The organism is Poseidonocella sedimentorum, from assembly GCF_900116005.1.
GTDB lineage: Bacteria > Pseudomonadota > Alphaproteobacteria > Rhodobacterales > Rhodobacteraceae > Poseidonocella > Poseidonocella sedimentorum.
This window is the reverse complement of record NZ_FOYI01000015.1, coordinates 1-26,242: the sequence shown is the minus strand read 5'-3', so window position 1 is coordinate 26,242 and position 26,242 is coordinate 1. Positions and strand designations below refer to the sequence as shown.

Below are 26,242 nucleotides of genomic sequence, written 5' to 3'. Positions count from 1 at the left end.
GGGCGGCGCGTGAACGCCGCCCCTGATGGTCAGGCTGGTGTTGGATCAGCCGATGATGTCGTTCAGCGTGGCCGAGGGGCGCATGACCGCCGCGGTTTTGGCCGGGTCGGTGTGGTAGTAGCCGCCCAGGTCGGCGACGTCCCCTTGGGCCGCGGCGATCTCGCTCACGATGGCCTCTTCGTTTTCGGCCAGAGCCTTGGCGATGGGGGCGAAGTGGGCGGCGAGCTCGGCGTCGCTGTCTTGTGCCGCCAGCGCTTCGGCCCAGTAGCGGGCGAACCAGTAGTGGCTGTCGCGGTTGTCGGGCTGGCCGACCTTGCGGCCCGGCGAGCGGCCATGGTCGAGGATGCCTTGGGTCGCCGCGTCGACCGCGTCACCGAGCACCGCCGCCTTGGCGTTGCCGCGGCTCTGGCCGAGGAACTTGAGGCTCTCGCCAAGCGCGCAGAACTCGCCGAGGCTGTCCCAGCGGAGGTGGTTTTCCTGCGCCAGCTGTTGGACGTGTTTGGGCGCCGAGCCGCCTGCGCCGGTCTCGAAGAGGCCGCCGCCCTGCATCAGCTTGACGATGGAGAGCATCTTGGCCGAGGTGCCGAGCTCGAGGATCGGGAACAGATCGGTCAGGTAGTCGCGCAGCACGTTGCCGGTGATGGCAATGCTGTTCCGGCCCGCGGTGATCTCTTCGAGCGTCACGCGGGTGGCTTCGGCGGGGGACATGATCGCGAAGTTGTCGGCGACGCCCTTGGCCGCGAGGATCGGCTCCACGTATTTGATCAGCTCCGCGTCATGGGCGCGGGTGGCGTCGAGCCAGAAGATCGCCTGACAGCCCTCGATCGCCTGCCGGTCGATGGCGAGCTGGACCCAGTCCTCGATCGGCGCCTTGCGGGTGCTGGCCGAGCGCCAGATGTCGCCGGCCTCGACGGTGTGGCTGTGGAGCAAGGAGCCGTCCGAGAGGCGCATCTCGACGGTGCCGCCCGATGCGATCTCGAAAGTGGTCGGGTGCGAGCCATATTCCTCTGCCTTCTGCGCCATCAGGCCGAGGTTCTGGACCGTGCCGGCGGTGGTCACGTCCAGCGCGCCGTTTTCCTTGAAGAAGCGGATCGCCTCGTCATAGATCGGCGCGTAGCTGTTGTCGGGGATGACGCAGTTGGTGTCGGCCGGCTTGCCATCCGGGCCCCAGCCCTTGCCGCCCGCGCGGATCAGCGCCGGCATGGAGGCGTCGATGATGACGTCCGAGGGCACGTGCAGGTTGGTGATGCCGCGATCGGAGTCGACCATGTACATCGGCGGACGCTCGGCGGTGACGGCCTCGATGGCCGCCATGATCTCGGGCTCGCCGGAAACCTTCTCCAGCAGCGCGCCGAGCCCCTGGTTGGGGTTGACGCCGAGCGCGTCGAGCTTGTCGCCATGGGCCTCGAACACCGGCTTGAGCCAGGCGCGGACCGCGTGGCCGAAGAGGATCGGGTCGGAGACCTTCATCATCGTGGCCTTGAGGTGGAGCGAGAAGAGCGTGCCTGCGTCCTTGGTCGCGTCGATCTGCTCTTCGATGAAGGCCGAGAGCGCCTTGGCGGACATGAAGGTCGCGTCAACCACGGTGCCGGCGGGGAAGGAGAGCCCGTCTTTCAGCACGGTCTCGGTCCCGTCGTTGCCCACGTGCACGATGGAGACGGTTTCGTCCTTCGCGAGCGTCGCCGAGACCTCGTTGGAGCGGAAATCATCGCCCGACATGGAGGAGACGACGGTCTTGCTCGCGCTGTCCCATGTGCCCATCGAGTGGGGGTTTTTCTGGGCGAAAGCTTTGACGGCCTTGGCCGCGCGGCGGTCGGAGTTGCCTTCGCGCAGGACCGGGTTCACCGCCGAGCCCTTGATCGCGTCGTATTTTGCGCGGGCGTCCTTTTCGGCGTCGGTCTGAGGATTTTCGGGGTAGTCGGGGATCGGGTAGCCTTGGGATTGCAGCTCTTTGACCGCGGCGACGAGTTGCGGCACGGAGGCCGAGATGTTGGGCAGCTTTATCACGTTGGCCTCAGCGGTTTTCACCAGCTGCCCAAGCTCGGCAAGGTCATCCGATTGCCGCTTGTCTTCGGGCAGTTGCTCGGGGAAGGCGGCGAGGATCCGGCCGGCGAGCGAGATGTCCTTGGTGCCGACCGAGACGCCCGCCGCTTCGGCGAACTTGCGGATGATCGGCAGGAAAGACGCGGAGGCCAGTTCGGGGGCTTCGTCGACTTTCGTGTAGATGATGTCTGGCATGGCTGGTTTCCTCTGAAAGACGCTTCGGCGTTGTCTCTACGCGAGGCGCGCTGCGGGATCAATCGCATACCTTTGTATACAGAAATTTTCGCGCGGGTGTTTTGTGGGAAGCGGCTCGGTCCCAAACGGCGGGATCGACCCTTGCGGGCCGGCTCGCCTCAGTAATGCGGCGGCCGCTCGTCTCCGAGAACCACGCTGCCGCCGCCGCCGTCGCTCTCGCGGGCGGCTTCGCGCTCCATCAGCATCTGGACACGGCGTGTCAGCAGCGCGATCTCGGTCGCCTGGCCGGCAACGACATCGCTCAGCTCCTCCAACTGTCGGGTCAGGTGGGCGAGGGTTTCTTCCAACGCTTGGGTGCGGTCTTCACTCATGGCCCCCGTTTAGGGGCTCTCGGGCGCGCTGCCAAGGGGGCGGGATGGCCCCAAGCAGTTGCCCCTGCGCGCGGGTCGCGATAAAGGCTGCGGCGACCGAGACCGGCTGAGGCGCGAGCGCGATGGCGAAGCAGAAGAAACAAACCCGCCCCAAGGCCCAGACGCCGAAGGGGTTCCGCGACTATTTCGGCGGCGATGTGCGCGCGCGGACCGAGATGCTGGGCAAGATCGCCGCCGTCTATCATCGCTACGGCTTCGATGCGCTTGAAAGCTCCGCGGTGGAGACGGTTGAGGCGCTTGGCAAGTTTCTCCCTGATGTGGACCGGCCAAACGAGGGCGTCTTTGCCTGGCAGGAGGACGACGACAGCGGGCGCGGCGACTGGCTCGCGCTGCGCTACGACCTGACCGCGCCGCTCGCCCGCGTCTACGCCCAGCACCGCAACGATCTGCCCACCCCCTACCGCCGCTACGCGATGGGCCCGGTCTGGCGCAACGAAAAGCCGGGGCCGGGGCGGTTTCGCCAGTTTTATCAATGCGATGCGGATACGGTCGGCACGGCCTCCATGGCCGCCGATGCCGAGATCTGCGCCATGCTGTCGGACACGCTGGAAGATCTTGGAATTCCGCGCGGCGACTACATTGTGCGCATCAACAACCGGAAGGTTTTGAATGGAATTATCTTAGGCTTACTTCCTGACAATGAGCATACACGCGAGCTCCGTAAGAATCCTCGTTCGCTTAGCGACCCAGAACTAAATCTCGGCGATTACGATTTTGTGGACCCTGAAGCGATTCTTCGGACGATTGACAAGTTTGACAAAGTTGGTGGTAACGGCGTTTTTGAGTTGCTCACTAGCGGCCGAAAAGATCAGTCAGGAGCCTTTATCGAAGGTGTGGGGCTATCAGAGGTCGACGCAGGACGCGTTCTTTCGTTTATGCTCGCTCGAGGAAAAAACAACGAAGAAACTCTTTCGAATCTTCGGAGCCTTATGGGCGAAGGGAATTTGGATATGCACCAGGAAATAGGTGCGTATCATGAAGGTTTGGATGGCCTGGAGGAACTCGAAAAGATCGCCTCCCTGCTGGCCGCCCAAGGCTACGGCCCCGACCGGATCGTGATCGACCCCTCGGTCGTGCGCGGCCTCGGCTATTACACCGGCCCGGTCTTCGAGGCCGAGCTGACTTTTGAGATCCTCGACGAAAAAGGCCGCCCGCGCCAGTTCGGCTCGGTGGCCGGGGGCGGGCGCTACGATGACCTCGTGGCGCGCTTCACCGGCCAGAAGGTCCCCGCCGTGGGGGTCTCCATCGGGGTCGACCGGCTGCTCGCCGCGCTGCGCGAAAAGGGCCGGATCGAAAGCATCGAATGCGGCCCCGTGGTCGTCACGGTGATGGACCGCGACCGCATGGCGGATTACCAGTCGATGGTGGCCGAGTTGCGGTCTGCGGGCATCCGCGCCGAGGTGTATCTCGGCAATCCCAAGAACTTCGGCAACCAGCTCAAATACGCCGACCGCCGCGCAGCACCAGTGGCGATCATCCAGGGCGGCGATGAACACGCGCGCGGCGTGGTTCAGATCAAGGACCTCATCCTCGGCGCAAAAATCGCCGAAAACGCGACGCTTGAAGAATGGAAGGAGCGCCCGAGCCAGGTCGAGGTGTCGCGCGATGCGCTCGTGGCCAAGGTCCGCGAGATCCTCGACAGCCAGAGCCCCGAGAGCCCCGCCTGATGCCGACCCGTGCCGACATTCTCGCCGAGGCCGCGCGCCTCCGCGCCCGGTTCGAAGCGCTCGGCGCCGTGCCGGTCGAGACGCCCGTGCTCCAGCCGGCCGAGACCCTGCTCGACCTCTACGGCGAGGATATCCGGGGCCGGGCCTATGTGACCGACGACGCGCTGCGCGGCGAGCAGATGCTGCGCCCCGATTTCACCGTCCCGGTCGTCCAGATGCACATGGCCGAGGGCGCCGAGCCCGCGCGCTACACCTATGCCGGCGAGGTCTTCCGGCGGCAGGAGAGCGACCCGGACCGGGCCAACGAATACCTCCAGGTGGGGTTCGAGATCTTCGACCGCAGCGCGCCCGCCGATGCCGAAGCGGAGGTTTTCGCGGCGATCGACGCGGCGCTCGCGGGCCTCTCCCTGCGCCGCATGACGGGCGATATCGGGATGCTTTCGGCGGCCGTCGCCGGGCTGCGCACCAGCGAGGCTCGCAAGGCCGCGCTCGCCCGCCACATCTGGCATCCGCGCCGCTTTCGCGCGCTGATCGAGCGGTTCTCGGGCCGTGCGCCTGTCCCGCCCGCGCGGCTTGCGTTGCTCACCGCCGCCGATCCGCTGAGCGGGATCGCCCCCGCCATCGGGCTCCGCTCCGAAGGGGAAATCCTGAGCCGGATCAAGGCATTGCAAGAAGACGCCTCCGAGCCGCCGCTTTCGTCCCACGAGTGTGAGATGCTCGACGCGCTGCTTGCCATCGAGGAAACCATGCCCTTCGCGCTGGAACACCTGCGCGATCTGGCTGTCGATTTGCCCGCGATCAGCGCCAGCGTGTCGCGGATGGAAGACCGGATGGAAGCGCTCGCCCGCCGCGGCATCGCGCTCGACGCGCTCGGTTTCGAAGCAAGCTACGGGCGCAGCTCGATGGAATATTACGACGGGTTCGTCTTCGGCTTTTTCGCCGAGGGCCGTCCCGACCTGCCGCCCGTCGCCACCGGCGGGCGCTACGACGCGCTCACCCGCCAGTTGGGGCAGGGGCGCGAGATCCCGGCCGTGGGCGGCGTGATCCGCCCCGGGCTCAAGCTCGAACTGGAGGCCGCGCGATGACCCTCAAGCTCGGCGTGCCCTCCAAGGGCAGGCTCATGGAGAAGACCTTCCAGTGGTTCGGAAAACGCGGCATCGCGCTGCGCCGCACCGGCTCGGAGCGCGAATATGCGGCCGAGGTGGAGGGGATCGACGGGGTCGAACTGGTGCTGCTTTCGGCGGGCGAGATCCCGCGCGAGCTTGTCGCGGGGCGCATTCACCTCGGCGTGACCGGCAATGATCTCATCGAGGAAAAGCTCGCCAACTGGGAGCAGCAGGTCAAACCGCTCGCGCCTATGGGGTTTGGCGAGGCCAACCTCATCCTCGCGGTGCCGGCCTTCTGGGTCGATGTGACGACGCTCGAAGATCTCGACGCCGCCGCCCGCGCTTTCCGCGCCACCCATGGCCGCCGCCTTCGGATCGCGACGAAATACCACCGGCTGGTGCGCGATTTCCTCCAGGCCGAGGGCGTGGCCGATTACCGGCTCGTGGACAGCCAGGGCGCGACCGAGGGGACCGTCAAGAACGAGACCGCCGAGGCCATCGCCGACATCACCTCGACGGGCGAGACCTTGCGCGCCAACCACCTGCGCATTCTCGAAGACGGGCTGATCCTCCGCAGCCAGGCGACGCTGTTCAAGTCGCGCCGCGCCGCCTTTGACGAGACGGATCGCGCCACCCTCGCACAGTTGCAGGAGATGCTGGGCATCGACCGCGCGCCGCGCTGAGCCTGCGCTTTCCTCCGCGTGATGCGGTTGCAACACTGCGCGGGCCTCGGGGCGCCGCGACAAGAAATGCCTCGTCAGAACGGGGGCCCGGCGCTATCGGTGGCTGACCATTATTCAAGTGCGCAAGGAATTTTCCCGTGTCCAACACCCCGTTCAGACATCGTCTCGTCGCCCTCGTGCCCGCAGTGATCGGGTCGTCGCTCGCCGCGCAGACCCTGCCCACGGGCGAGGTGTCGGGCCAAAACGTGCTCGGACGCGCGAGCGAAGCGCCCCTCTATTCCGGCACGGCGACGCTCGGCTATGGCAACGGTGAGATCGAGGGCGAGGATTTCGACCGTCGCAGTCTCATGCTGTCCGGCGATGTGGCTTTCGGTCGGCGGCCCGATGCGGGGTTCGGCGCCGAGTTGCGGCTTGATCTGGAAACACTGGAGGCCGACGGCGAGCTTGATCTCTCCGGCTTCAGCGTTGCGCCGCGCTATCGCTACAATTATGGCGGCGAACTTGGGGTCTACTTCGAGCGCACGGGCTTTTCCGGGCCCGATGACGATCTGCGGTTCAATTCCTACGGGGTGACCGGCGGCTACGATTATTCCTTCTCCGATTTTGAGGTTTACTACGGCCGCATCGAAGCGATCGGCGATCTTGAGGGCGAAGACACCGGCACGGAATACGGCGCGCGCTATGCGGCGCGCCCGATGCCGGAAGCGGTCATCGGGGGGCTCTGGGGCCGCACCGAGATCGATGGCGAGGGGATCAACGTCCTCGGCCTCGGCGGTGCCTACAGCCGCGGCCAGTTGACGCTCTTCGGCGGGATCACCCGCGCAAGCCTCGATGACCTCGGCGGCATTGATGAGTACAGCGGCACGGCTCTGGGCATCGGCGCGGGATACGATCTCGGGGGTGTCGCGGGGCTGCCGCTGATGGCGAGCGTTGAATATGTCGACCGCAACCTGCGGCTCGAAGGCGGTGGCGAGGAGTTCGACGGCGACGGCCACGAGATCCGCCTCGGCCTGAGCCTTCCCTTCGGCGCGCAGAGTGCCGTGAGCCCGCCGCAATCGAGCGTTGCCGGCTCTGTGATCGACGGCGGGCGCTCTGCCTTCGGCAACAATCTCACGTCGCTCTTCGGCTTCTGAGCAGAGTCGCGCAAGACGGGGTCGCGCAAGACGGGGGCCCATTGGCGCGACGTCATCGCGATGCGCAGATGTGGGAGCGGTCAGAGAATACCGATTTCGGTGAGCGCGGCGTCGAGATCGGCCGGAAGAGCGGTTTCCGCGGCGCGAGACGCGGGCAGATCGGCCGGCGCGTCCTCTGGTTTGAGATAGCGCCAGCCCTGAAACGGGCGGCGCGGGGCAGGGCGGGTGAGCATCACCTCGCGGTCAAGCACGATGCCGCAGCGGCGGATCCCATCTTGCCGGATCACCTCATCGAGACGCACAACGCGTTGCCGCGCAAGGATATTTCCCTTGATCACCCAATAGATCGAGCCGCCCTGAAGCAGCTCGGCCTCGCGCTTGGGCCACATCCGCGTGACATGGCGCGGCAGCCCGTCCTCACTCACGCTGCGGCCCGACGCCTGCCAGTGGATCAGGTCCTCGACGCTCTCGGTGCCGACGCTCAGTTTGATCAGATTGATTTTGCTCACAGATTCTTCCACAGGTTCATCCACAGGCCCCACAAAATATTGTAGGTTATTCAGCAGGACAGGCAAGCAGTTGTAACTGCCCCGAGAGGTAAGGTAGATTGGATGCCTCATCAGCCAAGGGAATCGCTTGCCATGTCGCGCTTCGCCGCCCCCATCGCCGCCTCGATCTGGGATATGAAATATCGCTTCAAGTCTGCCGACGGCTCGCCCATCGACACCACCGTCGAGGACAGCTGGCGCCGCATTGCGCGGGCGCTCGCGAGCGTCGAGAAAGCGCCCGAGGACTGGGAAGACACCTTCTACAAAGCCTTGGAAGACTTCAAGTTTCTGCCCGCAGGCCGGATCACCGCCGGGGCTGGGACGGGGCGGTCCGTCACCCTCTTCAACTGCTTCGTCATGGGCACGATCCCCGACAGCATGGGCGGCATTTTCGACATGCTCAAGGAAGCCGCGCTCACCATGCAGCAGGGCGGCGGCATCGGCTACGACTTCTCCACCATCCGCCCGCGCGGCGCCGATGTGAAAGGCGTGGCGGCCGACGCCTCGGGGCCCCTGAGCTTCATGGATGTGTGGGACGCGATGTGTCGCACGATCATGTCAGCGGGCTCGCGTCGCGGTGCGATGATGGCCACGATGCGCTGCGATCACCCTGATATTGAAGACTTTATTTCCGCCAAAGCAGATTCCGCCCGGCTCCGGATGTTCAACCTCTCGGTGCTGGTCACCGATGATTTCATGCAGGCGGTGAAGGCGGACGGGAGCTGGGATCTCGAGTTCGACGGGCGGGTGTTCAAAACGCTGCCGGCGCGCGATTTGTGGAACAAGATCATGCGCGCGACCTATGATTATGCCGAGCCGGGTGTGATCTTCATCGACCGGATCAACGAGGCCAACAACCTCAACTACTGCGAGACCATCGCGGCGACCAATCCCTGCGGCGAGCAGCCGCTGCCGCCCTACGGGGCCTGTCTGCTCGGCTCGATCAACCTCGCGCGGCTGGTCACGGACCCGTTCGAAGACGCCGCCGCACTCGATGAAACCGCGCTGAATGATCTGGTCGCCACGGCCGTGCGGATGATGGACAATGTCGTCGACGCGTCCAGATTTCCACTGAAAGAACAAGCGGATGAGGCGCACGCCAAACGCCGCATCGGCCTCGGGGTCACGGGCCTCGCCGACGCGCTCCTGATGACCGGGCTGCGCTACGGCTCGGACGAAGCGGCGCGTCAGACCGAGCGCTGGTTGCACAGCATCGCCCGCGCCGCCTACCGCGCTTCGGTGCAACTGGCGAAGGAGAAAGGCGCCTTTCCGCTCTTTGACGCAGAGGGCTATCTTGGCAGCGGCACGATGCAGGGCATGGATGAGGACCTTCGTGCAGAGATCGCCGAGCACGGGATCCGCAATGCGCTTTTGACCTCGATTGCGCCCACCGGGACGATTTCGCTCTATGCGGGCAATGTGTCCTCGGGCATCGAACCGGTCTTTGCCTATGCCTACACGCGCAAGGTCTTGCAGAAGGACGGCTCGCGTACGGAAGAGGAAGTCGTTGATTATGCCGTGCAAATGTGGCGTGAGAAGTTTGGCGACAAGGAGCTTCCCGACTACTTCGTGAACGCTCAGACGCTTGCGCCCTCCGATCATGTCAAGATGCAGGCGGCGGCGCAAAAGTGGGTCGACAGTTCGATTTCCAAGACGATCAACTGCCCCGAAGATATCGGTTTTGAGGCGTTCAAGGACGTCTACATGCAGGCCTATGAGACGGGCTGCAAAGGGTGCACGACCTATCGGCCGAATGAGGTGACCGGGTCGGTCCTGAGCGTTTCGGAGACCTCCGAGACCGCACCGGAGGCGGATCAGGGCGCAGATGTCATCTATATGTCCGACCCGCTCGACCGGCCACAAGCGCTCGAGGGGCAGACCTACAAGCTCAAATGGCCCGATAGCGAACATGCCATCTACTTGACCGTGAACGATATTCTTGTTGGCGGTCGGCGGCGGCCATTCGAGGTCTTCATCAACTCCAAGAACATGGAGCACTTCGCCTGGACGGTGGCGCTCACGCGGATGATCTCGGCGGTGTTCCGGCGGGGGGGCGATGTGTCCTTCGTGGTGGAGGAGCTCAAGGCGGTCTTCGATCCGCGCGGCGGGGCGTGGATGCAGGGCAAGTACATTCCTTCGATCTTGGCGGCGATCGGCGGAGTGATCGAGACGCATCTGATTTCGATCGGCTTCATCGAAGGCGAGGGTTTGGGGCTCAAGAGCGACCCGCAGGCGCAGGTTGTTAACCTCGACGCGCCTAAGGGGCCGGCCTGTCCGAGCTGTGGGCAGTATGACATGCGCATGGTCGAGGGATGTATGACGTGCGGGAGCTGCGGACATTCGAAGTGTGGCTGATGGAGCGCGCGTGAAGTTGAATTAACCACCAAATTTTGGCCATTTGGCTCGTCCAGATGGCCATTTTCCAAGCATTTGGTGTCCTTTCCCAACTTCACGGATGCCAATAGGGGGCAGCCGCTACTGGATGCTGGCGCTATCGCCAGAACCGAACCGTTCAACGGCCAGCGCGACTGACATCACGGATCACGGCTCGTTTGAACATTGTGAAGAGGTGCGCGCCACTGAAGTGAGGTCTTGAGCGGTAGCTTGGCCTTTCTCAGACCTTCCCAGGAGGCGTGAAAAGTGTCAGACAATCTTGAAAGAGTTTACACTCAAATCCACGAACCGGACCTTGGACGGACAAGCTCATTGGATACACAGGACTTTAGCGCAAACGAAATATCTTGGTTGCGTCAGTTTGATGATGACGAAGTCTTGGCCGCCGACATGCTCAAGAACGTTCGCAGAGTCGGTGCTGACGAGTTTCGAGATGGTGTTTTTCGTCTCATTGAAGAGCGAGTCAGGGCGTGCGGCCAACCGGTAGCGCTCTATGCTGAACGCAGTGTGCGGAAATGGAATGGCCAGCCAAATCGTCTTTTCAAAGAAACCACAACGAAAGTAAAGAGGGCCTACGGTATAGGACCCAATCCGGTTCAATCAGAAAATAAGAAGTATCCGGAAACAGGCAGCGAGGGCATCGTGGCCAATATAATTACCCAATATGTCCGCGGAAATCCAGAAATCGCCTACGATCATCCCGGCCCAGATTTGATACGTAACAAGAAAATTCGAAAGTTTATCTTAGTAACCGATTTCGTGGGTTCAGGGTGTCAGGCGTCTCGCTATCTTCAATCGGCGTGGCGTCTTGCTTCAGTAAAAAGTTGGCGCTCCGGGAAGTTCATTAGTTTTGAAGTCGTAGCTTTTTCCGCAGCGGAAGCCGGAATTGATAAGCTCGAAAAACACGCATGTAAACCGACCGTATCAATCCTTGAAGCTTGCCCAACAGTTTTTGACTTGCAGGGCTACAGAAATGACGATTTCCTCGATCTTTGCTGCAAATATGGTCCAAAGGACTACGAAAGCAAATCAATCCCGCGTCTTGGGCACTCTGGGATCGGCGCGCTGATCGTATTCTCTCACGGAATGCCCAACAATGCTCCAAGACTATTTCACAAAGCAGGCCGTAATTGGGTGCCGCTCTTCCAAGGGCGCGTATTAAAACCTGGATCACTGGCTATAGCAGAAGACCGGCACGCTCAGGCAATAGCCAAGCTCGAGAAGATGCGGGAGTCCCGGCTGGCGGAGTTGGCCTCGCAGCACGATGTGAAACCTGAAGAGGTCATGTTTTCACTTGTGCTCACAGCGCTCAAAAAGAAACCGAGAACGGCCGTGGTCGTATCTGCGAGGACCGGTTTGAGCATCGCAGAAAGCGAAGATATTATCCGTAGATGCGTAGCGGCCGGCTGGATCAATGCAAAATATGTTTTGACCCCGAAGGCACATAGTGAGTTAAAGTATCTCAGACGAGCAGCTCCCCCCGTCAAAACACTTCCAAGTGCCGATAAACCCTACTATGTTCCGAGTCAGTTGAGAGCGCCAAAGTGAACCATTTAGCAAACGCGGCCAGTGTAGACTGGCAGCGGATAGGCGAATGCTTGAAAGAGCACACGGCCTCGGGTGAAGGATTCCGCAAGCCCGCGATGAAGCTCACTACAGCGTCAAACTACAAGGAAAGACACGCTGACGTCGAAGTCTCCTACGTGTCTTCCCTTGTCGTCGCCCCAAGGGGCTCGAAGTAAATGGAACCGTGGCGCTCTCAGCACTTCAAGAAATTTGCCATTAGTAAGGGATCTGACCTGGCGACGGTCGACGCCGCTATAGCTATTGGGAAAGCACTTCAGGTCAAATCCCCGAATTGTCAGCCGATATTCAGCCTGAAGCATTTGGCTTACTCTGCGGATGTCAAATACAAATTCCTCCGTGAGGTAGTCGAGAGATCAACGGAGGATAAGTATCGTGTATTCAAGATACATAAACGCGGCATCCCTGGTCAGACATCAAAACGGTTCAGAATAATTTGTGCTCCGGACCCCCAGCTCATGAAGATGCAAAAATGGATTGCTCGAAATATTCTTGCTCACGGTCGGACCCATGATGCCAGTGTGGCTTATCAAGCTGGAAGCAACATTGTTGATGCAGCCAGTCTACACTGTGGTTGTAGGTGGTTGATCAAGCTGGATATCATTAATTTTTTTGAATCCGTAACTGAGCAAAATGTCTTCCGAGTCTTCTCCGATATGGGATACCAGCCGCTTGTCGCGTTCGAGTTGGCGCGAATATGCACGCGAAAAGGGAGTGCCACTTGGAGGAGAAATAGGGCATATAAAAAGTGGCGAACCAGGAATCACATTTATACTTCCATACACGCTTACAGCGCCGTTGACATTCTCGGCCATCTTCCCCAAGGAGCGCCCACGAGTCCAATGCTCGCAAATTTGGCAATGGTTGATTTTGACAAGTCCGTTGAGGATGTCGCCAACAGTTTCGGGCTCACGTATACAAGATACGCGGACGACTTGACGTTTTCAACGAAGTCGGATGCCTTTTCTCGCGAAGTCGCTCAGAAAGTGATTTCTGAAGTCTACAAGGTGATCCGCAGATTTTCATTTGAGCCAAACCTAACCAAGACGCAAGTTGTCCCACCTGGTGCGCGCCGAGTTGTCTTGGGGTTGCTCGTGGATGGACCCACGCCACAGCTTTCAAAAAAGTTTCGCAACCAATTGCGACGACACTTACATCACGTCAGTGCTGACTGGCCGGGGGTTGTGGAGCATGCTGAGAAAAATCATTTTCAAAGCGTTTTCGGATTGAGGAACCATATTGAGGGGTTGATTGCTTTCGCGCACTCGGTTGATCCTGAATACGCAAAGAAAGCTTGGGAAAAATTCGCTAAGATTGATTGGCCGCAGGCATAGAGTTCCGGGAGCAGAGAGGCAAAAGTTGACCCATCGGGAGAGCAATCCCCGAGATTTTCTGATTTTATTGACCAAACATCGCCGCCCCTCACTTCCCCGCAACATTTCTTGTGTGTTTGGGCCGAAAGGGAATGCTTAGTTCCAGCTCCTGGTTTATTTTGAGCTGACAGAGGATCTTCGCCTCGCAATGGACCAAAGGCAAGTTTGTGCTGGTCGCAACGTCCACATCGGGCCGGCGCGAAGCAACCCTTCATAGCGCTTGACATTGGAATTGTCCCAGAAAAAGCCGGTAGGCCTTCAACCTCTTGAGTTTCGCTACATGCCACCACAATCCCGTTGGGACTCATAGAGTCCCGGGCTGGAGCCTCCGGCACAGGAGAGCAGTATGGTCATCGAATGGCGGCCAGTAATGCAAAAAAGCTAACCAGGGCTACCTGGTTTGAGCAGCGCAGAGGACTGCATGGTCTCGAAAGGATGTTCCATCTGAGGGCTATATTGGGCGCCAAGTCACGCGCAAAAATCTACACTTCCGCCGATGGCGCATCGACAAGGTCGGTCACAGTGTAACTGACGCTAATCGATCCATCAGGCTTTCTGATTGTTCCGATCTCGATCTTGGCAGTGAAACGGGCGCCCAATGTAATTCCCTGATCGCCCTCGATCCGCTCCAAGTAGTCTTGGCTTACTTGATGGCTGAACTTTCCGGACACTATTTCCTGTGCACCATCCCGCTTAAAATCGAAGGTGCGCTTAATGGGTGAAAGTCCAACAAGTGTTCCGACCCAGATGACTGGTTCAATCTTTACATTTGTTTCAGAAATTCGTCGGTAGGCGCGTTCAATTCCTGCCCGATCAAATGAATACTGACGGTCGGGAAGGTTGGCTTTTAAGGCCGCCTCATTCTTTTCAAGGTGCCGGAAGAACTGTGCGAGTGCGCGGAATACCCTGGGATTGATGTCATCGACATCGATAAGAAATTCATCCTCATTCTCCTGCGTGAACTCTTCAAATAGGGCCGCAGCCTCCTCAAGAGACTCGCGGATCGGCGTTTTGACGGCGCTGGCCTGACGTGCGTCCTTCTCTTCAAGGATGAACCCAAATGAGCCTGTTGCGATACCTCGAATGTTTAGGGCGGCGAGGTCGGCTCCTTTGATTTTTCCGCGCGCCGCAAGTTCGCCCTTTAAGTTTGAAGCGAAAAGGCGAGTTACAACTGCCTGAAAGTAGGTAAGCGCCTGCGCAGCGAAGGTCGCGTCGATGGTGCGGCTTCCCTCAACAGGGGCACCGTCAAACAGTATAGCCACTTCCGCGACCCGAGCATCTCTCGCTCGGAGTGCTGCAAGTTCCGTGGCTACGATATCCAGCCTTGTCTTGAAGCTCAGCCGCCCCACCACGTCGCCGTCAGACTCGGCTTCCTCCTCAAGAGCTTCGAGCTCCGACAGTTGCCTTTCCAACTCTGCCATTCTTTGGAGGTCAGACATTGAACTTACCCCCTATTGCCAGATCGACCGCGTTGAACTCCATAGCGTCCAATGCAAGAGGAATTTCAATTATTCCTTTTTTTGCGACCGTATCCCGCATGTCGGAGAAGAGCCCGAACCAATATGTTGAATTCCGGACGAGGGCACGGGAGCCTACATCGAGGTCTATGCCGTAGGTATCGCACTTATACACGGGTTTCATAGCGTTCGTATCGAAATACCTTGCGAACAAGTGTCCTTCGTAATCCGATGGCCAAGATTTGGGGTCAGCCTGATATTTCAGTGGACGGTTAAACAGGGTCACGACATCAATGTCACTTGGGCTGCGCTTTCGTAGTTTTTCGACGTTCTCTACGAAGCTGCCGTCAATCCACTGATACCCTGAAACAAACCCACCCGAGTGCAGGTGCTTTCTGTAGAGGTTCAGACCCCGTAACAGTCTGGCGCGGTCCGGTGATGTGCAGAAGCGCTCAACCAGATCGAGCATGGATGCGGGATAGGGTGACCGCGCGGCTCGACTTGTGGCATGACCAGAAATGAACGGCGGCAGAGCGCCGTGTGCTGAAAAATCGGGAATGGGCATGAATATCTCGAAAACTTCCTCCATCTACAGACTATCCTTGTAATAGATTGGCTGTCCAAGACTATCTCATCGCTGTTTGACGCGGCCTGAAGCTTCTTTCTTGGTAACCTGAACTGTCCGCCTTCTGAGCAAAGTCAGCCTGTGTCCACCAGTGTCGGCTTCAGGGATGCTGCTGCACGGCGCCCTGCTCCTACGCGAAAGTCGAATTTGGGCCGAACGAGTGGCCTTACAGGCATACGGGTCGGCAAGACATGTTTCTGGAGGCTTGCAAAGTGAACCATGCCGCAACAATGATGGCAAATGTCCTTACAGACCCTCATCAGATCTATACGTTCCCGACTTGAGGAAGGTGCATACCAAAATGAGGCTGCGGTCTCGGTTGGTGTAGTTCTTCCAATCCTTCGGTCACTTGGGTGGGATGACGCTGACCCCGCTCAGATTGTTCCAGAGTTTTCAATGCCAGGTGGTCGGGTGGATTTTGCCCTTTTTGGTGGCGTGAGGCAGCCAAGCGTCTTCATTGAGGTCAAGGGGGTGGGACGCGCTGGTTCCGGAGATAAACAACTATTCGAGTATGCTTTCCATCAAGGTGTTCCGATTTGCGTGCTCACGGATGGCCGGGAATGGAGCTTCTATTATCCGCCAGGAGAGGGCGATTACTCTCAGCGCCGAGTTCAAAAGCTCCACCTCGTCGAGCGAGACGAAAACCAGCTCGAGGAAACGTTCAGGCGTTATCTCCAGAGAGAAAGAGTGAGAACGGGTGAAGCCCGAGATGCGGTTGATTTGGACTTCCGTGATCTGCGGTCTCGTCGAGAGGCACAGCGCAGCATCCCGCAAGCATGGCAATCATTGGTAGGGGAACCGGAAGAGCTGCTTGTAGAATTGCTGCAAGATCAAACTGAAGCGATCTCCGGCGTGAGGCCGTCCAGCACTGCTGTTTTGGCATTCCTTCAATCACTTTCTCTCACGTCGAGCGTTGAGCAGCCTGTGGCGCCAAAAGCTGTCGAAGCTTCAGTTAGACCTTCTGTTCCCGCAAACCTCGTCATGTCGTCCAATACGAACAACTCATCCAATTCCGGTAGCAGAGAGGTTACTTTCGAGCTTTTCGGTGAGACGAGAACAACCAACACGGCGAAGTCGGCGCTGGTGGAGATTCTCGGTGAAATTGCGAAACGGTATCCCGATCGAATGCTCGACATTGCACATGGCGCGCGTGGGAAGTCTCGCAATCACATCGCGCGCTCACCGGAGGAAATCTACCCAAAGCGTCCAGATTTGGCTCGAGCGGAAGAGATTTTTGATGGTTGGCTGATAGGGACGAATATCGCCAACCGAGAAAAGCTAAGGATTATTCAAGCGGCCTGCAATGCGGTGGGTCTGACCCTCGGCAAGGACGTTGTCATAGACTTTCCAAATGCTTAGGTGGGGGTGCAGCACAGGAGGGTGAGAGAGCCAAGGACAAGTCCACCCGTTCCTCGCCCCGAGTGTTGCCAATTGAGAATGCTGGCTCGTGCCACGAATGGTCGGTCTTTTGAAGCGCACGGTTGCGGTCCGTGCGTAGCGAATTTTCGATCAGGGCAATCAGTCTGAACGGCTTCGGTCCCGCCAAATGATTGATGTCGCTTTGCCGAGGATCAAAACAGCAGCACCACTCAACCATCCAACAATAGGTCCTGAGAGTGCAATAGCTCCACCCATCAGTGCCAATCCAACATTGCCGATCAGTGCCGTAAAAGCTATCGCACAGAGGATTGGTATGACCAAAAGACACTGAACAAAAAGAGATTTGGAGCGGAACCAGAGCCAAATAGTTGCGACAAGTGGTTGTATGCGTTTCCACATTTTGCTTCGTCCCACATTGACCTTGAACATATCTTTGTGCCTTGGGGGCACAAAGGCAAGGACTTTGCCCGCGCCAGTGAATGTCCATTGCAGCACTGAAAACGGTGCTGAACGGCAAGCATTCGTCAGAAAGTCCTTCCGCTTGCGAAGAACCGGCCAAGATTCTCTCCTTTACATAGGAGGAGCGATGATGTCACGCCAAAGCAAGTTCCTGAGCTTCATTCTGAGGCACAAACCTGAAGAGCTCGGGCTGAAGCTCAATCGAGCCGGTTGGGCACAGATCGAACTGTTGCTACGCGCCATGAAGAAGACGGGACGACCCATGTCTCGCGATGAGTTGCAACACCTCGTCGAGAACAACGACAAAAGCCGGTTCGCGATCTCTGCTGACGGCGAGTTCATCAGGGCAGTTCAAGGGCACTCGATCGACGTTGACCTGGGCCTCGGGCCTCACACGCCACCGGAACACCTCTATCACGGAACTGCTCGCCAGAACCACGACAGCATATTCTCTGAGGGCCTCAGACCAATGGGACGGAGGCAAGTCCACCTCAGTGTGACGCCTTCGGTCGCAGAAGCCGTGGGGCGACGACATGGGAAGCCTGTCGTTTTGCAGGTCGCGACGTTGCGCATGCATGAAATGGGGCATCTATTCTTTGTGGCCGACGATGGTGTCTGGCTCACTGACATCGTGCCCGTAGGTTTTCTCAGTTTTTGGAACAGTGGGGAGTAATGGGGCGTTCCCGCCGCACTTCCTCTCCAGGATCGCATGCGTTCAACATTTGCATGGCGCTGAATACTTGCCTGGATCTTGCACTGGCATTGCGAAGGCTGCCGAAAAAAATCAAAAATCCGCTTCGTCATTTGATGAACCGGCCAATCTTATTTTCGAAGCAACCAAAACAAGCCCCGAGAAAGGTGGAAATGGGCGTCCTTGAAGCTGCCGCATCGGAGCAGCGTAATCAAAAAGAGCCGCGTCGATGTTCGACTTTGTGCCCACTGAATCCCGCGACGAGTGCCTTGGCCTTGTTGCCTGTCTGTTTTTCGACCACGGCCACGAGCTGGCCGAAGCCGCTGCAATGCTGGGAGGAGCATCGGCAGAAGCGAAGGTTGTTTCCTGCGCCCTCCAGCTTCAGGACGCTGGCAAAATCACGCCGCGTATCCGCCGTGACCTGGCATCGCTCCATCGGCTGCTTTCCCTCGATGATGTCGGTGATCCGGAATGCCTCGAAAGCGCGCTTTTCTCGGAGATCCATCCCGGGTGCCGCGAGGTCGAAACGATCTGTCTTCTGACCGACATGCTCGCGGACATCCTCGACGCGATCGACGCCACGGACCAAGGCCTCGCCAGAACGGCTGCTGTGGATCACTTCACCGCAGCCTGAAGGAACGCTCGGTTCCCGTCTCGGGGATCGAGCCTTGACGCACCGCCATTGTGGCAGTGCAACCGAAGAGGTTTCCGATGAACACAACGGGCATGCGTGGTGACACGCTCGACGATCTGGCCACCCTGGCCATCCGCTTGGGAAGGGAATTCCAGCAGGCAGCTCATTCTGTCTGGCTCGGTGGGACCAGCCGGGACTACGGTTTCGTGGAAAGAACACTTCGCCGGCTGGCTGACCGCAACCCCTTCGATCCCTGTGACGAAGCTTCGCTTGAAGCCGTCCGGGGCATTTTGGAAGCTGACCTGCGCGCCGAGATCCAGGGAACCGAACGGCGCTTCTTCGAGACCCACTATGATGCCGCCGGCCAGCACGGTGAAGTCCGCGATTGCGAGGTCTACAGCCCGCGCGGAGAAGAGCTCCTCGCTGTTCAGAAGGTTTTCGAGAGCTTCCTCGTGGCTCGCGCGCAGACGCTCGACAGGGTCGCCGCAGAACGTGCTCTCTTGCGCCTTCTCGCAACATAGAACCGCCAGCGATCTCGCCAACGGGCGGCGTAGCGCTTGGCCGCCGCCGAGCACTGCGCCTCGAGATCGATAGAAATAATCAATTCCGAACAAGTGGTTGTGCGATTTTTCAGGAAATCGCTTCTGCGTCGGACGAAAGATTCAAATTTCCCGCCTCGAACGACAACACAGCTCGAAGAGGAAAGCTCGACATGTATTTGACACCAGACGGCAACTTCATTCTCCCGAAACCGTCCAGTGCGGCGCGCAGGATCAAGATGGGGGTGCAGAAGCACTTCACGGGCAGCATCATCGTTGGCGAGGATGAAGGCCAGGTAATCGAATTCGAGAGCCACACCGAGCGGCAAACAGCGCTCGTGATGCTGGCGCGCCAGGAGGTCGTGGACCTGGAGAGCCAAGTGCTTTTCCAATGGATCGATCAGACCGGCAAAGCCAGGCGGCACTTTTTCGACTTCAGGATTTCACTGCGCGACGGAAGGCGGATTGTCCTGATCGTCAAGAACAGCCGGCAAGCGGCGAAACCTGATTTCCTCGCGGAGATGCAGTGTCTTGCCTGCCAGGTCACCCCAGACGTCGCTGATCAAGTATCGCTGATAACGGAAAAGCATCTTGACCCAATCGAGGTGCACAACGCCGAGCTGATCCATAGCGTTCGCCTGTCCGACCCGGAGCCCGATGCAGCGGTTCAAAAGGTGGTTGCCGGGATGAACGGCGCTGCGAAGATTCAAGACATTGTCACAGCAGCAGGATTCTCCGGCCGTGGCTTCCTGGCCGTCGTTCGGATGATCAGGAGCCATCAACTCGAACCCGTTGCCCATGAACGCATCGAGCCCGAGGTCCTCGTTCGTCGGAGGGGTGGCTGATGCTGGACTTTGCGCCAAGCCCGCAAACCCCGCGTTTCGCATTCGAGACCCACGACAAAGTAACGATTGGCGACATCGCCTATCGTCCCGTGGACGCGTCGGAAGCAGGCTACGTATTTGTGCGTCTCGACGGAGAAGGCGTCGCGGAAAGCTTCAGCCGTGCCGAAATTGCCCGGTTGGTCCAACTTGGTCGCGTGCGGCATGAACGGGAAGCCCTCCTTCCTGAACACGCCAGGGCGCGCCTCAAGGCACCCAGTGAACTCCTTTCCATGTTACCTGCGCAGCAGCATCTCCGGGCGAGAGCCAAGGAGGGCGCCGTGCTGGCTTTCCTCCAGTTGGAAGAAGAAGGGCATGTCAACCGCACGGACGAGGTCGTCGGGGACATGCTCGATACTATCACAGGTCGAGCGGCCAAGTTGCTCAAGGGCGATAGCCATTACGACGAGGGCGAAAGACAGAAACGCATCGTCGCTGTCCCCAATTTCAGTGCGCGCACTCTGCGCCGATGGGTGACTGCCTACGAGAGGTTCGGGATTTCGGGCCTCTTCGACGGGATTGGCAAGCAAGGCAATACCAGTCGGCGGCTGTGCCCACGCACCCAGATGATCCTGGCAGATTGCGTTCGTGGCTACATGACGACGCAAGAGAAAACGCAGGCTGAAATTTACAAGGACGTCAAATGTGCCTTCGAAAAGGAGAATGCCAGCCGTCGTGCCAACGGTGTTGCGGAACTCGTGCGCCCTTCCAAAGAAACGGTGCGTCAAGCCATTTTGGCGCTCGACCCCTATCAATGCGACGTCGCACGAAAAGGTCCCGAAGCCGCGCGGCGCAAGCATGCTCCGACCGGTATTGGTCTTAATCTCACTCGGCCTCTCCAACGTGTTGAAATGGATACCTGGAAAGTCGATCTGATATCGCTGCTGGCCGACTCCGGTATTCTCCATTTCCTGACTGACGAGGAAAAACGAGATCTTGGTCTGACGGGAAAGAAGAAGCGCTGGTGGCTCACCGTCGCCATGTGCGCGACGACCCGCTGCATCCTTGCGATGCGCATGTCGCGCACGCCCTCCGGGCAAGCGACAATCCAAACGCTCGACATGATGATGCAGGATAAGGGCATTTGGTCGGATGCTGTTGGCTCGCTCTCGTCGTGGCACATGCGCGGACACACGCCTTACATCTTCACTGATTGCGGCTCCGAATACGTGTCCTACGACGTCAGGGTGGCGGCCGAAGACCTTGGCATCAGTCTGGCACATGCGCCCGGCGGCCTGCCGGAAATGCGTGGACGGGTCGAGAGAGTCTTCAAGACGGCGTCAATCCAGCTGATGCCGCGCCTGACGGGGCGCACCTTCAGCAACATGATCGAGCGGGGCGACTATGACTCGAAGGGAAGGGCTGCCCTGACCGCTGACGACCTCTGTGCAGCGCTGACACGCTGGGTTGTAGATATTTACCACCGTAGTCCGCACGAGGGCCTGGACGGGGAGACGCCGGGCAATTGCTGGGACCGTTTGACCGAGAAGTATGGTGTCGCCCCTGCTGCCGACCTGCGGCGGCGGCGCATGGCATTCGGCACCCGAATGACTCGCGTCGTCGGCGAAGGTGGAATTACCGTTCTCGGGCTCCGCTATCATTCCGAAGCGCTCGCCAGATTGATGCTAAGGCGCCGGAAGCATGAGGTCAGGTTGCGGTGGTATGGCGAAGATCTTGGTTCTATCGCTGTCGAGGTCGATGGAGAGTGGTTCGAAGTCCCATCCGTCATGAGGAGCTTTGATGGGGTCCGCGCCCAATCATACCTCTTGGCGCGACGAGCGCTGCAAGCCCGTTTCAAACATGAGGCGGTTCTCCAAGAAAGCATTGTCTTGCAAGCGATCACCGAGATCGAGGCCATCAACGCCAATGCGATGCGGCGGGTGGGTCTTCTCGTTGAGGACTGGAGCGAAGAGAGGCTGCTTCGAGAGGAGGAGAACCTCTTCATCGGGTTTGAGATCGAGGCCGATCGCGAAGCCACACCGAAACAGGAGGCCGACCGCAGCTACGGGTATGACCTGCCGACAACGGACTCAGTTGTTTACGGGGGTGTGCAGAAAAAAGTTCACCAATCTTCCGCCAACGTTTCCGTCCCCGCCCAATCGGACGAATTTTCGGGCGGTGCCGACCGTTATCCCCTCTCGGATGACGATTTGGACGACCCAGATATCCAGATCGAGGACAAATAATGACCACCGACACACAACGCTCCAAACAGGAGATCCGCGCCGCCGTTGCGGGTATTCGCGGAAGCTACATTGCCACGAAACGTGATGGCTATTTCGCAACGGCACTCGACCGTTTGATCGCGACCAACGAGCAGACGGCAATCGCAGAACCTGTGAGGTTTACGTCCACGGGCGAGGCGCGCGGTATCATTGTCGTCGACGGTGCAGGTGGGGGAAAGACATCGCTCGTGCAGCGCGGCCTTGCTATGCATCCGGGGCTGAAGCCCTCGGAGACGAGCAGGCCGGTGGTCAGCATTACGGTTCCCAATCCCGCCACGCTGAAAAGCGTGGCGCAGGAAGCCCTCAAGGCAACCGGCTACACCGGCGGCGAGAAGAAGCGCACTGTATGGGAGATGTGGGAGCTGCTGCGTGAGCGGTTTAAGATGCTGGGCACGGTCGTTTTCTGGATCGATGAAGCCCACGATCTCTTCCCGCATGGCTCGAAGTCCGAGGCCCCCCACATCCTCAAGACTTTCAAGTCCCTGATGCAGGGGGACGGGGCCGTGATCGTGATCCTCTCGGGCATCGAGAGCCTCTGGGATAGCATCTCGTTCGATCACCAGGTCCAGCGCCGCTATTCGAAGTTCGAGCTGCCCCCGGTGACGGCCTCCACGGACTCAAATCTGATCTGGAAACTCATGGTCAGTTTCTGCGAACGCGTTGGTCTCGAACCGCCCAAAGCCGGCGACCTTCTTGAACGCATCATACATGCAGGTCGAAAGCGTTTTGGCCTTTGTATCGAGCAGATGATCAGCGCCATCGAAATCGCACTGCTGCGGGGAGATACCACGCTGGCTGCCCAGCATTTCGCGGACGCGTTCTTCGCTCAGGAAGCATGTTCCGTCAGCGACAACGTCTTTCTGTCTCCTCGATGGTCGTCGATCAAGCTGATCGCATAGGCACGCCTTGAGCCTTCTCACCTCAAAACATCACTCAACCACGAAGGGCCCAAACATGCCGGTTCTGTTTCCTTTTCTTGAATTCGACCCGGAGGAGACGGCGATCTCCTACGCAGCCCGTCTCGCGAGCCTGCATATCGGGTCGTCTGTTCTCCCATTTCTTCGTGACATAGAGGTGAAGGCCAGCGACCTGTTGGCATGCAAAGATCAGGCCTTGGAGCGTCTGGCCTCCATGGCGGGCGTCGATGTGGCCGATCTTCACCGCAACTCGGCGCGCAGCCTTGGGAAGCGCTGGTTTGACCTCCGGGGAAACGTGCTGAGCGCGGAATTCTTTGCCAACCCATACACGGTTTTCTGCCCGGCGTGCCTGCGAGAGGACGATGCAGGAGGGGCTGACCCAGCGCTTGCCCGCCGTGGGCGCTTGATCTGGACGCTCCGCCCGGTGCGGACTTGTCCCGTGCATGGCCTTGCGCTCATTCGCAGGAAAAAGGTGGCGTGGGATGACGCGTTCCACCAGCTGGCGCTGCGGGTCCCGGAGCGCAATGATGCCCTGGATGAACTGGTGGACGGGGCTTTGCAGCGATCTCCATCGCCCTTGCAGGAATACGTCATTGCGCGCCTCGATGGAGCCATGGGCCCGACCTGGCTCGACAGTCAGACACTCGAGCAGGCTGTCCGTGCGACCGAGATGCTGGGCGTTCTTCTGGAGTTTGGACCGGAGGCGCAACCTGGCCAGCTCTCCGACAACGATTGGGATGCCGCAGGCCGTGCCGGCTACGCGGCGACCTCGAAAGGGGAGGGCGGCATCCGGGATGCGTTTCAAGCCACGCAATCGCGCTTTCTGAAGCAGGGCATCAAACCCGAGCGCGGCAACGTCCTGGGCGCGACGTATCGATGGCTCGCTTCGCCCAAGAACTCGAAGGACCCGGGCGACATCCGTCGCATCATGCGCGAACATATCTTCGCGACGATCGAGGTTGCGGCGGGCACGTCGATCCTTGGAGAGAGACTGCCTCGCCGTCGCCTTCACAGCGTGGAGTCTCTCGCGTCCGAAGCGAAGCTTGATCCGCGGACGCTTCGGAACGTTCTCGCAGCGCGAGGACTGGTTCCAATTGACGGCAAGGTCACGGGCTATCACGTTTTTGACGCGGACGAGGGCGACCGGGTCGCAGCATCGATCCAGCGCTCCACGAACGTGATATCACTGCCGAAGGCGCTGAACTGCACACGGCCCCAGGCAGGACAGCTCGTTGACGAAGGCATGCTTGATCCGATCGCGGATGGCCGGAAGCGAGTTGCTGGGCGGACTCGAAAAGCGATCGACAACCGGGATATTGAGCGGTTCCTTCTGGCCCTGCGTGCATCCACACGGCCCACTGACAAGGCGGTCGAGGGGATGGTCCCGATTTCCAAGGCCGCCGAGAAGGCGAGACTGTCCTGCATGGAGATCGTGCATCTCGTGCTTGGCGGCTTCCTACAGAATGTTGCGCGTATCGGTGAGGTCGAAGGCTATGCCGCAATCCTCGTCGATCCAGTCGAAATCCGAACTCAAAAAGCCCTCCATCTACCTGGCATCTCCGCCTCGCAAGCTTTTGCGCGGCTGAAACTTCCGAAGTCCACCGGATGGGAGTTGGTGCACCGGGAGGAAAACCCGCGACTTGAACCCATCGTGATCGAGGGTCCGAACCGACAGCATCGGTTTTTTCGGTTCAGAGAAGATACCGTTGCGGCCTTCGCATCCGAATACACGACCGAGATACGTGTCGCGAACGCAAACGACGTCGAGAAGAAAGACGTCGTAGCGACGCTGAAAAAGTGCGGCGTGCGACCAGTTCTCGGTGAGGCAGAAATCGGTCTCGATCTCTACTGCGCAGCAGCTATCCCGACGATCGAACCGGCGTGAATTATCCCCGCGCGGCAGTGCTGCCGACGGGCAAAAGGAAACAACTCTGCACACAAAGGCCGCCCATCGGGCGGCCTTTTTTCGTTTGCCGTGATCGGGACCGGGAGCTATAAATCTGTAGGAAGCGGAACGGGCTTTTTTCAGATTATGGGCCATTTTTTTTCGTGGTCACGATTTGCCTGTCAAAAGGACAAATCGGCAGATTTTTCCGAATCCACGCCTCCAGATATCAATGACTTAGGAGCGGCTGATGGCCATAAATTGCTGGTCGCTTCAGAAGTAGTCAGATGTGCCGCCAAGCAAAGTTTGCGCTTTTTGGGGAGTTTTGCGCACATTTTCCAAGCAAAACGCGCACATTGAGGCTTGAGACGTAACCGGGACGCAAAGTTCGTTTCGAAGGCTGGCTCCTGCCTTTTGACATAGGGCCAGCCCGGAGCCAGAGCAATCGACTCTTCTGATACGGCGAGACCAAAAGAAGGCCGTGGATCATTCGCGGCCTTTCTTATTCTCAGTCACAAGATCCGTTTGGGTCCAGCGCCTATGAGATAGATGGCGCCGACGGTTCGCCGATGAGACTCAGGTGACGCTCATCGTTCCGCTTCGGCGGGGACGGTGCACGCTTTCAAGCGCAGCCCTCGCCCGGACCCGATCGGAAACGATCCAGGCTCGGCGAAGGATTTCCTTCTGGCAATAGAGCGAGACCTGAACACGCTGACCGGGGGCGGGTCCGCCCACCGAATAGGAATCGTCTTCGTAAATATGACAGAGGGACGGCGCTCCTCCGAGTTCACGGATCAGAGATGGAGCCAGTTGGATACCTCGGTGTGCCCTAAAGTGGCTGGAACGCCGAACGCAACCGGCCCCAAGCCGCCTTCGATTAGGACCCACGGCGCTGCGATGTAGATCAGCCGAAGTGGACCTTGATGTTCTCCAAAATATGCACTCAGCTTTAGACCTACCCGGGGCCAATTGCGGTTTTGCACGATGGTGTGCAATGTCCGCAGCATGACCGTTGAGCCTGCCGCACCACATATTGTTCGTCCCATCGATATCCTGTCGGGTCTTGGTGTTCTCGGGCGGGCCGAGATGTGCCAGATCATCGCTCTCAACCAAGGACGACACCCGATGACCAAACCTATGATGGACCTGCGTGCGCTTGTCGAAAAGAGTGCCGATTCCGACCTGCTGCGTGAGATGATCGGCTTCGCAGCCGAGCGGCTGATGGAACTTGAGGTCGGCGCCAAGACCGGTGCCGATTACGGCGAGAAAAGCAGCGATCGGCTGGCGCAACGGAACGGATACCGCGACCGAGACTGGCAGACCCGTGCGGGCAGCGTCGAGCTGCGCATTCCGCGTCTGCGTACCGGGTCGTACTTCCCGTCTTTCCTCGAG

General features: G+C 59.4%; 22 protein-coding genes. 16 read left to right on the top strand and 6 right to left on the bottom strand.

Annotation, left to right across the window (positions count from 1 at the left end):
• Positions 1–45: 45 nt before the first annotated feature.
• Positions 46–2,238, bottom strand: a complete 2,193-nt coding sequence (locus BM353_RS15215; RefSeq protein ID WP_092082387.1) for an NADP-dependent isocitrate dehydrogenase — start codon at positions 2,236–2,238, stop codon at positions 46–48.
• Between the two features lie 158 nt (positions 2,239–2,396).
• On the bottom strand, positions 2,397–2,609 hold the full coding sequence (locus BM353_RS15210) for a SlyX family protein (protein ID WP_092082385.1): 213 nt from the start codon (positions 2,607–2,609) through the stop codon (positions 2,397–2,399).
• A gap of 122 nt (positions 2,610–2,731) precedes the next feature.
• Here BM353_RS15210 and hisS point away from each other — a divergent pair, with 122 nt between their 5' ends.
• The 4 genes from hisS (at position 2,732) to BM353_RS15190 (ending at position 7,258) form a co-directional block, all read left to right on the top strand.
• The gene (hisS, locus tag BM353_RS15205) at positions 2,732–4,336 is read left to right on the top strand and encodes a histidine--tRNA ligase (RefSeq protein WP_092082383.1); all 1,605 of its coding nucleotides are present in this window, start codon (positions 2,732–2,734) and stop codon (positions 4,334–4,336) included.
• Positions 4,336–5,421, top strand: a complete 1,086-nt coding sequence (locus BM353_RS15200) for an ATP phosphoribosyltransferase regulatory subunit (protein WP_092082381.1) — start codon at positions 4,336–4,338, stop codon at positions 5,419–5,421. Before hisS ends, BM353_RS15200 begins: the two co-directional genes overlap by 1 nt.
• Positions 5,418–6,125 carry an ATP phosphoribosyltransferase gene (gene hisG, locus BM353_RS15195; protein ID WP_092082379.1) on the top strand — a complete coding sequence of 236 codons (708 nt, stop codon included), beginning with the start codon at positions 5,418–5,420 and terminating at the stop codon, positions 6,123–6,125. The genes BM353_RS15200 and hisG overlap by 4 nt, the downstream gene beginning before the upstream one ends.
• Before the next feature lie 137 nt (positions 6,126–6,262).
• Complete coding sequence (locus BM353_RS15190) at positions 6,263–7,258, top strand: hypothetical protein (RefSeq protein WP_143104190.1); 996 nt, start codon at positions 6,263–6,265, stop codon at positions 7,256–7,258.
• 80 nt (positions 7,259–7,338) lie between these two features.
• Here BM353_RS15190 and BM353_RS15185 read toward each other — a convergent pair whose 3' ends face one another.
• Positions 7,339–7,767, bottom strand: coding sequence for a DUF1489 family protein (locus BM353_RS15185; RefSeq protein WP_245759676.1), 429 nt, complete (start codon positions 7,765–7,767; stop codon positions 7,339–7,341).
• A gap of 132 nt (positions 7,768–7,899) precedes the next feature.
• Here BM353_RS15185 and BM353_RS15180 point away from each other — a divergent pair, with 132 nt between their 5' ends.
• The 3 genes from BM353_RS15180 to BM353_RS15170 all read left to right on the top strand — a co-directional run bounded on the left by BM353_RS15180 (position 7,900) and on the right by BM353_RS15170 (position 13,118).
• Positions 7,900–10,161 carry an adenosylcobalamin-dependent ribonucleoside-diphosphate reductase gene (locus BM353_RS15180; RefSeq protein WP_092082373.1) on the top strand — a complete coding sequence of 754 codons (2,262 nt, stop codon included), beginning with the start codon at positions 7,900–7,902 and terminating at the stop codon, positions 10,159–10,161.
• A 285-nt stretch (positions 10,162–10,446) separates the two neighbouring features.
• A complete protein-coding gene (locus tag BM353_RS16725; protein WP_143104189.1) occupies positions 10,447–11,748 on the top strand; it encodes a phosphoribosyltransferase-like protein in 1,302 nt (433 codons plus the stop codon).
• Positions 11,749–11,942: 194 nt separating this feature from the next.
• Positions 11,943–13,118, top strand: a complete 1,176-nt coding sequence (locus BM353_RS15170; RefSeq protein ID WP_092082369.1) for a reverse transcriptase family protein — start codon at positions 11,943–11,945, stop codon at positions 13,116–13,118.
• Positions 13,119–13,639: 521 nt separating this feature from the next.
• On the opposite strand, the gene BM353_RS15165 is transcribed toward BM353_RS15170, so the two are convergent.
• Together BM353_RS15165 and BM353_RS16720 are read right to left on the bottom strand one after the other, a co-directional pair.
• Positions 13,640–14,596, bottom strand: coding sequence for a hypothetical protein (locus tag BM353_RS15165; protein ID WP_092082367.1), 957 nt, complete (start codon positions 14,594–14,596; stop codon positions 13,640–13,642).
• Complete coding sequence (locus BM353_RS16720) at positions 14,589–15,203, bottom strand: DUF6932 family protein (protein ID WP_143104188.1); 615 nt, start codon at positions 15,201–15,203, stop codon at positions 14,589–14,591. The genes BM353_RS15165 and BM353_RS16720 overlap by 8 nt, the downstream gene beginning before the upstream one ends.
• A 447-nt stretch (positions 15,204–15,650) precedes the next feature.
• Here BM353_RS16720 and BM353_RS16715 point away from each other — a divergent pair, with 447 nt between their 5' ends.
• Entirely contained in the window at positions 15,651–16,598 is a 948-nt protein-coding gene (locus tag BM353_RS16715) for a hypothetical protein (RefSeq protein WP_143104187.1), read from the top strand.
• Positions 16,599–16,757: 159 nt separating this feature from the next.
• Here the strand turns inward: BM353_RS16715 and BM353_RS16710 are convergent, their stop codons facing one another.
• Positions 16,758–17,048, bottom strand: a complete 291-nt coding sequence (locus tag BM353_RS16710) for a hypothetical protein (RefSeq protein WP_143104186.1) — start codon at positions 17,046–17,048, stop codon at positions 16,758–16,760.
• A 157-nt stretch (positions 17,049–17,205) separates the two neighbouring features.
• Here BM353_RS16710 and BM353_RS15150 point away from each other — a divergent pair, with 157 nt between their 5' ends.
• From BM353_RS15150 to BM353_RS15115, 8 genes are all read left to right on the top strand, one after another.
• Positions 17,206–17,751, top strand: coding sequence for an RNA 2'-phosphotransferase (locus BM353_RS15150; protein ID WP_245759675.1), 546 nt, complete (start codon positions 17,206–17,208; stop codon positions 17,749–17,751).
• A gap of 247 nt (positions 17,752–17,998) precedes the next feature.
• Positions 17,999–18,403: a hypothetical protein gene (locus BM353_RS15145; protein WP_092082361.1), complete on the top strand. Its 405-nt coding sequence runs from the start codon at positions 17,999–18,001 to the stop codon at positions 18,401–18,403.
• A 77-nt stretch (positions 18,404–18,480) separates the two neighbouring features.
• Positions 18,481–18,924: a hypothetical protein gene (locus BM353_RS15140; protein ID WP_092082359.1), complete on the top strand. Its 444-nt coding sequence runs from the start codon at positions 18,481–18,483 to the stop codon at positions 18,922–18,924.
• 191 nt (positions 18,925–19,115) lie between these two features.
• Positions 19,116–19,787 carry a PDDEXK family nuclease gene (locus BM353_RS15135; RefSeq protein WP_143104185.1) on the top strand — a complete coding sequence of 224 codons (672 nt, stop codon included), beginning with the start codon at positions 19,116–19,118 and terminating at the stop codon, positions 19,785–19,787.
• Positions 19,787–22,009 carry a Mu transposase C-terminal domain-containing protein gene (locus BM353_RS15130; protein WP_092082355.1) on the top strand — a complete coding sequence of 741 codons (2,223 nt, stop codon included), beginning with the start codon at positions 19,787–19,789 and terminating at the stop codon, positions 22,007–22,009. The genes BM353_RS15135 and BM353_RS15130 overlap by 1 nt, the downstream gene beginning before the upstream one ends.
• The gene (locus BM353_RS15125) at positions 22,009–22,947 is read left to right on the top strand and encodes a TniB family NTP-binding protein (protein ID WP_092082353.1); all 939 of its coding nucleotides are present in this window, start codon (positions 22,009–22,011) and stop codon (positions 22,945–22,947) included. Before BM353_RS15130 ends, BM353_RS15125 begins: the two co-directional genes overlap by 1 nt.
• 55 nt (positions 22,948–23,002) lie before the next feature.
• Positions 23,003–24,850, top strand: a complete 1,848-nt coding sequence (locus BM353_RS15120; RefSeq protein ID WP_092082351.1) for a TniQ family protein — start codon at positions 23,003–23,005, stop codon at positions 24,848–24,850.
• A 1,125-nt stretch (positions 24,851–25,975) separates the two neighbouring features.
• A partial coding sequence (locus BM353_RS15115; protein ID WP_177220570.1) for a transposase occupies positions 25,976–26,242 on the top strand: 267 nt, incomplete at its 3' end.

What these genes read in the sequence shown, in the direction of transcription:
- BM353_RS15215 (WP_092082387.1), bottom strand. Translation starts at nt 2,238, where the DNA reads ATGCCAGACATCATCTACACGAAAGTCGACGAAGCCCCCGAACTGGCC.
- BM353_RS15210 (WP_092082385.1), bottom strand. Translation starts at nt 2,609, where the DNA reads ATGAGTGAAGACCGCACCCAAGCGTTGGAAGAAACCCTCGCCCACCTG.
- hisS (WP_092082383.1), top strand. Translation starts at nt 2,732, where the DNA reads ATGGCGAAGCAGAAGAAACAAACCCGCCCCAAGGCCCAGACGCCGAAG.
- BM353_RS15200 (WP_092082381.1), top strand. Translation starts at nt 4,336, where the DNA reads ATGCCGACCCGTGCCGACATTCTCGCCGAGGCCGCGCGCCTCCGCGCC.
- hisG (WP_092082379.1), top strand. Translation starts at nt 5,418, where the DNA reads ATGACCCTCAAGCTCGGCGTGCCCTCCAAGGGCAGGCTCATGGAGAAG.
- BM353_RS15180 (WP_092082373.1), top strand. Translation starts at nt 7,900, where the DNA reads ATGTCGCGCTTCGCCGCCCCCATCGCCGCCTCGATCTGGGATATGAAA.
- BM353_RS15170 (WP_092082369.1), top strand. Translation starts at nt 11,943, where the DNA reads ATGGAACCGTGGCGCTCTCAGCACTTCAAGAAATTTGCCATTAGTAAG.
- BM353_RS15165 (WP_092082367.1), bottom strand. Translation starts at nt 14,596, where the DNA reads ATGTCTGACCTCCAAAGAATGGCAGAGTTGGAAAGGCAACTGTCGGAG.
- BM353_RS16720 (WP_143104188.1), bottom strand. Translation starts at nt 15,203, where the DNA reads ATGGAGGAAGTTTTCGAGATATTCATGCCCATTCCCGATTTTTCAGCA.
- BM353_RS16710 (WP_143104186.1), bottom strand. Translation starts at nt 17,048, where the DNA reads ATGTTCAAGGTCAATGTGGGACGAAGCAAAATGTGGAAACGCATACAA.
- BM353_RS15150 (WP_245759675.1), top strand. Translation starts at nt 17,206, where the DNA reads ATGATGTCACGCCAAAGCAAGTTCCTGAGCTTCATTCTGAGGCACAAA.
- BM353_RS15145 (WP_092082361.1), top strand. Translation starts at nt 17,999, where the DNA reads ATGTTCGACTTTGTGCCCACTGAATCCCGCGACGAGTGCCTTGGCCTT.
- BM353_RS15140 (WP_092082359.1), top strand. Translation starts at nt 18,481, where the DNA reads ATGAACACAACGGGCATGCGTGGTGACACGCTCGACGATCTGGCCACC.
- BM353_RS15135 (WP_143104185.1), top strand. Translation starts at nt 19,116, where the DNA reads ATGTATTTGACACCAGACGGCAACTTCATTCTCCCGAAACCGTCCAGT.
- BM353_RS15130 (WP_092082355.1), top strand. Translation starts at nt 19,787, where the DNA reads ATGCTGGACTTTGCGCCAAGCCCGCAAACCCCGCGTTTCGCATTCGAG.
- BM353_RS15125 (WP_092082353.1), top strand. Translation starts at nt 22,009, where the DNA reads ATGACCACCGACACACAACGCTCCAAACAGGAGATCCGCGCCGCCGTT.
- BM353_RS15120 (WP_092082351.1), top strand. Translation starts at nt 23,003, where the DNA reads ATGCCGGTTCTGTTTCCTTTTCTTGAATTCGACCCGGAGGAGACGGCG.